Here is a 9,997-nt window from a genome sequence, read left to right as displayed (position 1 = left end):
GTTCTGGAAGACCATCGCCTCCAGGGTGGTGCCGAGGCCCAGGGTGATGATCGCGAGATTGACGCCGCGGGTGCGCACGGCGGGGAGTGCGAACACCGGGCCGAGGCGCGGGGTGAGGGCGAGGCCGGTCGCGGTCAGGGCGAGCGCGGGCAGCAGCCAGGCCAGGGCGCGCAGGCCGTACGCGGGGAGGGCGAGCGTGGCCAGGCCGTTCAGCCCGAGGCCGGCGACCAGGACGGCGAGCGTACGGATCATCAGGAGCCGGAAACCGTGCATGGGGGCGACGACCGCCATCTCGTACGTCGGGTCTAGGACCCGGCCGTAGGACAGGGCGACCCCGGCGAGCGGCAGCAGGGGGGCGAGGGCGAGGAAGAGCGTCGGGGAGTCGGTGGTGCGCACCGCGCCGACCGTGACGAGCAGCAGGAAGGCGACGGAGGCCAGCCAGGAGCGGCGCAGCACGGGCGTGGCCGCGAGCAGCCGCGCGATGTGGTCGGCGATCCCGACCCGCACGAGCAGCGACTCCAGCAACCCGGGCCGGGGCGCGTCCAGTTCGGCGTCCAGCCGCTCCCACCCAGCGTCCAGCGCGACCGGGTCCCCGGCCTCGGCGAGCACGGCCCGGCACTCGGCACAGGCGGCGAGGTGGGTGTCGGCGGACCACAGCAGGGGGGCGGTCAACTCACCCCGGGAGTAAGCCCGTACGTCCTCTTCTTGCAGATGCCAGGTCATGCCAGCGCCTCCCGCAGTTGCTTACGCGCGCGCAGCGCCCGTGTCTTGACCGTGCCCGGGGGGATGCCCAGGAGGACGGCGGCCTCGCGGGTGGTCAGCCCGTCGATGACCGTCGCCTGCAGGACCGCCCGGAGCTCGGGCGAGAGCCGTATCAGGGCGCCCGCCAGGTCGCCGTGCTCCACGCCCGCGAGGACGCGCTCCTCCGCGGAGGCCTCGTCGCGGTGGCGCAGCCGGGACAGGGTCTGGCGCAGCCGCCCCCGCGCCCCGTCGCCGCGCAGCACGTCGATGAGCCGCCGCGAGCCGATCCGCCAGAGCCAGCCGGCCACATCGCCCTCCTCGCGGTAGCGCGCGGTGCCGCGCCACACCGCGAGGAAGGTCTCCTGCACCACGTCGTCAACCACGCCGTGGTCCGCGCAGCGGCTGCGCATCCGGGCCAGCAACCACGGCGCGTACCGCCGGTACAGCTCCTCGAAGGCGCGCCGGTCCCCGTCCGCCGCGATGGCCCGCAGCAGCTCCCCGTCGCTTCTCGTATCCCTCACGTCGTCTCCCTCACGCCCCTTCATCGCACGACCCCCGCCGACCGGTTCACAGAACCACGCTTGACTTTTCGGGACCCCTTCCACCACCCTTTCACTACTCAATTAGTGAAAGGGTGGTTGTACCGGTGGTCGACTACCGCATCGACCGGCGCTCCGGCGTCGCCACCTACGTGCAGATCGTCCAGCAGACCAAACAGGCCCTGCGCCTGGGCCTGCTGGAACCGGGCGACCGGCTGCCCACGGCCCGTGAGGTCGTGGAGGCCACCGCCATCAACCCGAACACCGTCCTGAAGGCCTACCGCGAACTCGAACGCGAGGGCCTGGTCGAAGCCCGGCGGGGCCTGGGCACCTTCGTCCGCCGCACCCTCGGCGCCCAGCCGGCCGACTCGCCCCTGCGGGCCGAGCTCGACGAGTGGGCCCGGCGCGCCGTCGCCGCGGGCCTGGGGCGCGAGGACGCCGACGCGCTCTTCACCGCCGTACTCGATCATCATTTCCCTAAGGGGGACCAGTGAGTTCCACCAGCACCCCGGCCGCCGTCGAGGCAGCCGGGCTCGGCAAGCGGTACGGACGGCGGGCCGCCGCCCTCGACGGCTGCTCCTTCCGCCTGCCCGCCGGCCGGATCAGCGCGCTGGTCGGCCCCAACGGCGCCGGAAAGTCCACCCTGCTGGCGATCGCCGCAGGCCTGCTGAGGCCCACCGACGGCACGCTCACCGTGTTCGGCGGCTCCCCGCACGAGAACCGCGACAAGATCGCCTACCTCGCCCAGAACAAGCCGCTCTACCCGCAGCTGACCATCGCCGAGACGCTGCGGATGGGCGCCGAGCTGAACCCGAGGCGCTGGGACGCGCCGTACGCGCAGGAGGTCGTCGCGCAGGGCTCCCTCGACCCGAAGGCGAAGATCCGCGGGCTCTCCGGCGGCCAGCGCACCCGCGTCGCGCTCGCCCTCGCGCTCGGCAAGCGGCCCGAGCTGATGCTGCTCGACGAGCCGATGGCCGACCTCGACCCGCTCGCCCGGCACGAGCTGATGGGCACCCTGATGGCGGACGCCGTGGACCGCGGCACCACCGTGCTGATGTCCTCGCACATCGTCGCCGAACTCGCCGACGCCTGCGACCACCTGCTGCTCCTAGGTCCTGTCCGGAGTTTCCCGTCTGCCGCGCGACGCCTGGCACGGCACCTCGACGCACGGCCGAATCATCCAAGTACGTCCAGTACGAGGACGATCCGGCCGCACGCCGATGCACCGCACCAGACGCCGCGCGGCCTGCCCTTCGGGCAGACGACGGGAAACTCCGGACAGCACCTGGGCGGCGGCCGGGTCCGGCTCGGCGGCGGCATCGACGACCTGCTCGCCGCGCACACCCTGGTCACCGGGCGCGGCACCGAAGAAGACCTCACGCGCGCGGGGCACCTCGTCGTCGAGTCCCGCACCGCCGGACGCGGCCTGACCGCCCTGATCCGGCGCGACGGCCCGGTCGACCCGTCCTGGGCGGCCGAGGCACCCTCCCTGGAGGAGCTGCTCCTCGCCCATCTGCGCGCCCCCGAGGCCCCCGCGCTCCTCACCCCGGGCACGACCCCGTCCCCGCAGGCGGTGACCGCATGAGCGCCCCCACCCTCGACAGGGCTCCCGCGCGCGTGGCGGCCCCCCGGCCCGGCGGCCTGGTCCGCACCGTCCTGCGCCTGCACCGCACCGCCCTGGTGATCTGGCTCGCCTTCGTCGTCCTCACGGCGGCCCTCCTGCTGTGGCTGGACGGTCCCCGCGCCGAGGCCCCCCGGAAGCTGCTGGAGAAGCTCGGCTACGGCGGCATCCAGGAGACCGCGTCCTCGACCCTGCTGGGCTACTTCGACCTGGGCACCTACAACGACCTCTTCTACAACCCGGACACCCTGCTCACCCTGGGCTCCTTCGCGATCGCCCTGTTCGCCGGCGGCCCGCTGATCGCCCGTGAACTGGAGAGCGGCACCGCCCAGCTCGTCTGGGGCCAGTCCGTCTCCCCGGCACGCTGGCTCGCCGTCAAACTCGCCGTGCCGGCCTGCTTCGTGGTCCTCGGCACCGGCCTGCTGACGCTGCTGTACCGGCAGTTGTGGTCCGACCACGCCAACCTGCTGATCGCCGGCATCGGCCCGCGCTCCCTCTACTACTCCCTCGGCCCCGCCACCGTCGCCGCGCCCCTGCTGGGCCTCGCGCTCGGCGCCCTCATCGGCCTGCTGGCCCGCAAGGTGCTGCCCGCCCTCGCCTTCAGCGGCTTCGCCTACTTCCTGGTCTACGCCTTCCGCGGCAACCACTGGCCCTTCCAGGGCCGCTACCAGACCCCGGAGCTGCACTCCAGGAGCGGGGCCATCACCTCCACCGGCCGCGAGATCAGCGACCCCGGCTGCTACACCGACCAGGCCTGCCTGGCCAAGCACGACATCGTCCGCTTCACCCGCCAGTACCTGCCCTCCCCCGACTACTGGCCCCGCCAACTCCTGGAGACCGGCGTCCTGCTGGGCCTGACCGTGCTCGCCGTCGCCCTCGCGTTCGCGGTCCTGCGCCGCCGGGCGGTCGCGCCGTGAGCGCGGCCGCCGTCACACCGAGGGGAATGGTCTGGACGGTGCTGCGGCTGCACCGCACGGCCCTGATCGTGTGGACCGCCTTCGTGCTGGCCTGCGTCGGCTACCTGGTGTGGCTGACCGAGGTCACCGCCGGCTCGGTCCACGAAACGCTCGCCGCCTGCCCGAGGGACGGAAGCCTGTGCGGCGTCGGCGCCCTGCACTCCTACAGCGGAGCCATGGGCTGGATCAGCACCTTCTTCTACTACGGCTTCTGGGCCGTCGCCGCCTGGGCGGGCGGCGCCCTGATCGGCCGGGAGCTGGAGTCCGGCACCGCCCGCCTGGCCTGGACCCAGCACGTCACGCCCACCCGCTGGCTGGCCGTGAAGCTCACCCTGCCCGCGCTGGCGATCGTCCTCGGCGGCGCGGTCTTCGTCCCCGTCTACCGCTGGGCCTGGGCGGCACACCGGGACCTGATGGGCGACGGCTGGGCCTTCCCGGACGTGTTCGCGGCACGCGGCCCGGCCGTGGTGGCGTACGGCCTGTGCGCCCTCGCGGTCGGCACGCTCACCGCGCTGCTGATCCGGCGCTCGCTGCCGGCCCTCGGCGTCTCGGTCGCCGTGATGATCGTGCTCAACCGGTCCCTGGAGGCGCGGCGCGACTTCGAGGGCCGGCCCGCCTCCGACTTCTGGACCATGAACCTCGGGGAGACCGGCGTCCTCCTCACGGTCGCCGTCCTCGCGACCGTCGCCGCCTTCCTCGTGCTGCGCCGCCGTACGGACTGAGCCGCCGTTCGGACCGAGCCGCCGGAGCACCCGCCCCGCACGTCACCCCACGGGACAGCTGACGTGCGGGGCGCCTCTGTCGACGTACGGGAGCCGTCCCCCGATATCCCGAACGCCATGTCGCCGTAACCATTGGTTCAGACGGGCTTGCGACCCTCACCGAATGAAGCCCGCCGCGCCAGAGCCTTCGCCTCCCCCGGAGGGGATCACGGGAAACGAGGACGTCCCCGCCGTCCGTACGCTCCCGCTCGCGCGTTCCGACGCGCCCGTATCGCTCCTGGCGCGGAAGAATGGCTCCATGAGCCAGTCGAACACCCAGGCAGACGTCCAGCACGCGCAGCCCTCCGTGGGCTCCATAGCCGCGCACCGCCCGCACACCGTGGCGGCCACGGTCTCCGATCTGGAACCGGACATCGACGCGGATCTGGACGCGTACGAGGAAGCGGTGGCCGACGGGGACGGCCGGCTTCCGCAGGGTCGTTTCCTCGACCGGGAACGCAGCTGGCTCGCCTTCAACGAGCGCGTCCTGGAACTCGCCGAGGACCCGAACACCCCCCTGCTGGAGCGGGCCAACTTCCTCGCCATCTTCGCCAGCAACCTGGACGAGTTCTTCATGGTCCGGGTGGCCGGACTGAAGCGCCGTATCGCCACCGGCGTCGCCACCCGCTCCGCCTCCGGCCTCCAGCCGCGCGAGGTCCTGGAGATGATCTGGGCCCGCTCCCGCGAGCTGATGGCACGGCACGCCGCCTGCTACCACGAGGACGTCGCCCCCGCGCTCGCGGAGGAGGGCATCCACCTGGTCCGCTGGAGCGAGCTGACGGAGAAGGAACAGGCCCGTCTCTTCACCCTGTTCCGGCACCAGATCTTCCCCGTCCTCACCCCGCTCGCGGTCGACCCGGCGCATCCCTTCCCCTATATCTCCGGCCTCTCCCTGAACCTCGCCGTGATCGTGCGCAACCCGGTCAACGGCAACCGGCACTTCGCCCGGGTCAAGGTCCCGCCGCTGCTCTCCCGCTTCCTGGAGTCCTCCCCCGGCCGCTACGTCCCCATCGAGGATGTGATCGCGGCCCATCTGGAGGAGCTGTTCCCGGGCATGGAGGTGTTGGAGCACCACACCTTCCGGGTCACCCGCAACGAGGACCTGGAGGTCGAGGAGGACGACGCCGAGAACCTCCTCCAGGCCCTGGAGAAGGAGCTCATGCGGCGCCGCTTCGGCCCGCCGGTGCGCCTGGAGGTCGAGGAGTCCATCGACCGCGAGGTGCTGGACCTCCTCGTGCGCGAGCTGAAGATCTCCGAGGCGGAGGTCTATCCGCTGCCGGGTCCGCTCGACCTCACGGGCCTCTTCCGCATCGCCGGGCTCGACCGGCCGGAGTTGAAGTACCGCAAGTTCATCGCCGGGGTCCACCGCGACCTGGCCGAGGTCGAGTCGGCGTCCGCGCCCGACATCTTCGCGGCCCTGCGCGCCCGCGACGTGCTCCTGCACCACCCGTACGACAGCTTCTCGACGTCCGTCCAGGCCTTCCTCCAGCAGGCGGCCGACGACCCGGACGTCCTCGCGATCAAGCAGACCCTGTACCGCACCTCCGGCGACTCCCCGATCGTCGACGCGCTCATCGACGCCGCCGAGGCCGGCAAGCAGGTCCTCGTCCTGGTCGAGATCAAGGCCCGTTTCGACGAGCACGCCAACATCAAGTGGGCGCGCAAGCTGGAGGAGGCCGGCTGCCACGTCGTCTACGGCCTGGTGGGCCTCAAGACCCACTGCAAGCTGTCCCTGGTGGTCCGCCAGGAGGGCGAGACGCTCCGGCGCTACAGCCATGTCGGCACCGGCAACTACCACCCCAAGACGGCCCGGCTCTACGAGGACCTCGGCCTGCTCACCGCCGACCCGCAGGTCGGCGCCGACCTCTCGGACCTCTTCAACCGCCTCTCCGGCTACTCCCGCCGGGAGACGTACCGCCGCCTGCTGGTGGCCCCCAAGTCCCTGCGCGACGGCCTGATCGCGCGCGTGAACAAGGAAGTGCAGCACCACCGCGCAGGCCGCCCGGCCTTCGTCCGCATCAAGGTCAACTCGCTGGTCGACGAGGCCCTCATCGACTCCCTCTACCGGGCCTCCCAGGCGGGTGTGCCGGTCGACGTCTGGGTGCGCGGTATCTGCGCGATCCGCCCTGACGTGGCGGGCCTGTCCGAGAACATCCGGGTCCGCTCGATCCTCGGCCGGTTCCTGGAGCACTCCCGGGTCTTCGCCTTCGGCAACGGCGGCGAGCCCGAGGTGTGGTTCGGCAGCGCCGACATGATGCACCGCAACCTCGACCGCCGTATCGAGGCGCTGGTGCGGGTGACCGACCCGGCCCACCGGGCAGCCCTGAACCGGCTGCTGGAGACCGGCATGTCCGACACCACGGCGTCCTGGCACCTCGGCCCGGACGGCGAGTGGACCCGGCACGCCACCGACGCGGACGGCCAGCCCCTGCGCAACGTCCAGGAGATGCTCATAGACGCCCGGAGGCGCCGGCGTGGCACAGCAACACCTTGACCCGACGGATCCCTCCCTGGCCGGCCCGGTCACAGGTGACGCCCTCGCGGGCTACCTGCGGGCCCAGGCCACGGAGTTCCTCCGCGCCCTGCGCCAGCACCGCGAATCCGGCGGTACGGCGACGGCCGGCGCCGTCGGCGCGGAGGAACCCGTCGACGCGGCCCGGGCCCTGCGCCGCTCGGTCCGCCGCATCAGCGCCAGCCTCCACACCTTCCGCCCCCTCCTGGACGCCGACTGGTCGGAGTCCCTGCGCCCCGAACTGGCCTGGCTGTCGGGCACGCTGGGGATGGAGCACGCGTACGAGTCCCGGCTGGAACGGCTGCTGCTGGCGCTGCACCGGCTGTCGGGGGCGGTGTTCCCCACCCAGGCGGACCGGGTGACCCCGCCGCCGAGCGCCCCGGACCGCGGCAACCTCACCGTGGGCGCGGCGAAGGCCGGCGCCCTCCTGGACCGGCAGCTCACCCTCGCCCGCACCCGGGCCCACAGCACCGCCCTCCAGGCGCTCGGCTCCTCCCGCTTCCACGCGGTCGCCGACAGCATCGCCGTACTGGCAAGCGAAGTCCCCCTCACCCAAAAGGCAACGACCACCGACCTCCTCCCCTACGCCACCGCCGCCCAGGACCGCCTCCAGGACGCGGCGACCGCGCTCCCTCTGGTCACCGCGGGCCACCCCTACAACGCCGAGGCCCTCATCCACGGCCTCTCCCCGGACCCGTCCCCGCACCCCCAGGACGCCCCCTGGCACCAGGTCCGCCTGCTGCTGCGCCTGCACCGGTACGCCCAGGAGGTCCTGGAGGGCGCCGCCTGCGCGGACGTACGCCTGCTCACCGCGGGCCAGGCCCTGGACCGGCACCGGGACGCCTCGGAGGCGGCAGCGGCGGCGGCCTCGGCGGCCCGCACCCCGCGGATCGCCCCGGCGACGGCGTACGCCCTCGGCGTCCTGCACGCGGACCAGCGCCACGAGGTGGAGGCGGCCCGCTTCGCGTTCCAGCAGTGCTGGCAGAAAGAGACAGTCCGTATGTGAAGGAGGACGGTGACCCGCCAGTGACCGAGACCCGGCAATCCCCTGTCCAGGCGGCCGGCTGCGTCCTGTGGCGCCGCTCCCCGGTCGACGACGCCCTGGAGATCTGTCTCGTCCACCGACCGAAATACGACGACTGGTCGCATCCCAAGGGCAAGCTGAAGCGCGACGAGGACCCGCTCGACGGCGCGCGCCGCGAGGTCGCGGAGGAGACCGGCTACGCGGCCGCCCCCGGCGCCCGGCTGCCCACCGTCCGCTACCTCGCCAACGGCCGCCCCAAAGTCGTCCACTACTGGGCGGCCGAGGCCACCGAGGGCGGCTTCACCCCCAACGACGAGGTCGACCGCATCCTCTGGCTGCCCCCGACGGCCGCCAGGAACCGCCTCACCCATCCGCGGGACCGCGCTCTGGTGGACGCCCTGCTGGCGGCCTGACGCCGGAATCACTCCGTGTCCTCGACGTGAGCGTTCCGTGACCTCACCGCACCGTCCTCAGGGGTTCACCCGCCGTTCATTTACGGCAATCGGCGCCTTCACCTGATCTGCCTAATTTCGGCCTTACGCGATGTGGGACGCATCCAGAAGACGTGTCCGCATCACCCACTCTTCGCACGCCGCCGGATTCAGGACGGCGGCTCTCGGAAGGACATTCCTCAGTGAAGCTTCAGCGCAAGAACCGGCGAGTTCTCGCTCTCGGCGCGTTCGCCGTCTCCGGCGCCCTGGCCCTCACGGCGTGCGGCTCCGACGACACCAGCAGCGGCAGCGACAGCAGCGCCTCGTCGTCCACCGCGGCCAGCAGCATCAAGTGCGACGACGCCAAGGGCCAGCTGCTCGCCGACGGCTCCTCCGCGCAGAAGAACGCGATCGACGCCTGGGTCAAGCAGTTCACCCAGGCCTGTGGCGTCCAGATCAACTACAAGGGCTCCGGCTCCGGCGCGGGCATCACCGCGTTCAACCAGGGCCAGGTCGCCTTCGCCGGTTCGGACTCCGCGCTCAAGCCCGAAGAGGTCACCGCCTCCAAGTCGGTCTGCACCGGCGGCCAGGCCATCGACCTGCCCATGGTCGGCGGCCCGATCGCGGTCGGCTTCAACGTCTCCGGCGTCGACAAGCTCACGCTGAACGCCTCGGTCATCGCCAAGATCTTCAACGGCAAGATCACCAACTGGAACGACCCGGCGATCGCCGCGCTGAACTCCGGCGTGAAGCTCCCCGACCTCAAGATCCAGGCGTTCCACCGCTCGGACGAGTCCGGCACCACGGACAACTTCACCAAGTACCTGATCGCCACCGCCAAGTCCGACTTCCCCTACACGGGCGGCAAGGCCTGGCAGGCCAAGGGCGGCCAGTCGGCGTCCGGCTCCTCCGGTGTGGCCCAGCAGGTCAAGCAGACCAACGGCGCCATCGGCTACTTCGAGCTGTCGTACGCCAAGGACGGCATCAACGCCGCCTCCCTGGACACCGGCGCCTCCGCCCCGGTCGAGGCCACCGTCGACAACGCCACCAAGGCCATCGGCGAGGCCACGGTCGTCGGCACCGGCTCCGACCTGGCGCTCAAGCTGAACTACGCCACCAAGGCCGACGGCGCCTACCCGATGGTCCTGGTGACCTACGAGATCGCCTGCGACAAGGGCAACAAGGCCGACACGCTGCCCGCCACCAAGGCCTTCCTGCGCTACATCGCCTCCGAGGACGGCCAGAAGGTCCTCGCCGAGAACGACTACGCGCCGATCCCGGCCGACATCATCGCCAAGGTCCGCACCACCATCGAGGGCCTGAGCTGATCCGAGGTGCGGTCCGGCCCGGGATCCCAGGGCCCCGGCCCGGCCCCCCCCCGCCCCGGGCCCCCCCCCCCCCGCCCCCCCCCC

10 protein-coding genes are annotated in these 9,997 nt (G+C 72.2%); 8 read left to right on the top strand and 2 right to left on the bottom strand.

Going from position 1 to position 9,997, the window contains the following annotated elements; all coding sequences use genetic code 11:
* Both ABZ896_RS50195 and ABZ896_RS50190 read right to left on the bottom strand, forming a co-directional pair.
* On the bottom strand, positions 1–723 hold a 723-nt coding region (locus tag ABZ896_RS50195; RefSeq protein WP_360945358.1), incomplete at its 3' end, for a zf-HC2 domain-containing protein.
* Complete coding sequence (locus tag ABZ896_RS50190; protein ID WP_360945355.1) at positions 720–1,262, bottom strand: RNA polymerase sigma factor; 543 nt, start codon at positions 1,260–1,262, stop codon at positions 720–722. The genes ABZ896_RS50190 and ABZ896_RS50195, both read right to left, overlap by 4 nt.
* Before the next feature lie 125 nt (positions 1,263–1,387).
* Here ABZ896_RS50190 and ABZ896_RS50185 point away from each other — a divergent pair, with 125 nt between their 5' ends.
* The 8 genes from ABZ896_RS50185 to pstS all read left to right on the top strand — a co-directional run bounded on the left by ABZ896_RS50185 (position 1,388) and on the right by pstS (position 9,913).
* On the top strand, positions 1,388–1,774 hold the full coding sequence (locus ABZ896_RS50185) for a GntR family transcriptional regulator (RefSeq protein ID WP_360945352.1): 387 nt from the start codon (positions 1,388–1,390) through the stop codon (positions 1,772–1,774).
* Complete coding sequence (locus ABZ896_RS50180; protein WP_360945349.1) at positions 1,771–2,865, top strand: ABC transporter ATP-binding protein; 1,095 nt, start codon at positions 1,771–1,773, stop codon at positions 2,863–2,865. Before ABZ896_RS50185 ends, ABZ896_RS50180 begins: the two co-directional genes overlap by 4 nt.
* On the top strand, positions 2,862–3,818 hold the full coding sequence (locus ABZ896_RS50175) for a hypothetical protein (protein ID WP_360945347.1): 957 nt from the start codon (positions 2,862–2,864) through the stop codon (positions 3,816–3,818). Before ABZ896_RS50180 ends, ABZ896_RS50175 begins: the two co-directional genes overlap by 4 nt.
* Positions 3,815–4,579, top strand: a complete 765-nt coding sequence (locus tag ABZ896_RS50170; protein WP_360945344.1) for a hypothetical protein — start codon at positions 3,815–3,817, stop codon at positions 4,577–4,579. The genes ABZ896_RS50175 and ABZ896_RS50170 overlap by 4 nt, the downstream gene beginning before the upstream one ends.
* A gap of 298 nt (positions 4,580–4,877) precedes the next feature.
* Positions 4,878–7,112 (top strand): RNA degradosome polyphosphate kinase, encoded by a 2,235-nt coding sequence (locus ABZ896_RS50165; RefSeq protein ID WP_360945341.1) that lies wholly within the window; start codon positions 4,878–4,880, stop codon positions 7,110–7,112.
* A complete protein-coding gene (locus tag ABZ896_RS50160; protein WP_360945338.1) occupies positions 7,093–8,136 on the top strand; it encodes a CHAD domain-containing protein in 1,044 nt (347 codons plus the stop codon). The genes ABZ896_RS50165 and ABZ896_RS50160 overlap by 20 nt, the downstream gene beginning before the upstream one ends.
* The gene (locus tag ABZ896_RS50155) at positions 8,133–8,567 is read left to right on the top strand and encodes an NUDIX hydrolase (RefSeq protein ID WP_360945335.1); all 435 of its coding nucleotides are present in this window, start codon (positions 8,133–8,135) and stop codon (positions 8,565–8,567) included. Before ABZ896_RS50160 ends, ABZ896_RS50155 begins: the two co-directional genes overlap by 4 nt.
* Positions 8,568–8,788: 221 nt before the next feature.
* Positions 8,789–9,913 carry a phosphate ABC transporter substrate-binding protein PstS gene (pstS, locus tag ABZ896_RS50150; RefSeq protein WP_360945333.1) on the top strand — a complete coding sequence of 375 codons (1,125 nt, stop codon included), beginning with the start codon at positions 8,789–8,791 and terminating at the stop codon, positions 9,911–9,913.
* Positions 9,914–9,997 lie beyond the last annotated feature (84 nt).

The organism is Streptomyces sp. NPDC047072 (genome assembly GCF_040643855.1).
In the GTDB taxonomy this organism is placed as follows: Bacteria; Actinomycetota; Actinomycetes; order Streptomycetales; family Streptomycetaceae; genus Streptomyces.
The sequence above is the reverse complement of the archived record's forward strand: the minus strand, read 5'-3'. Positions and strand labels throughout refer to the sequence as shown.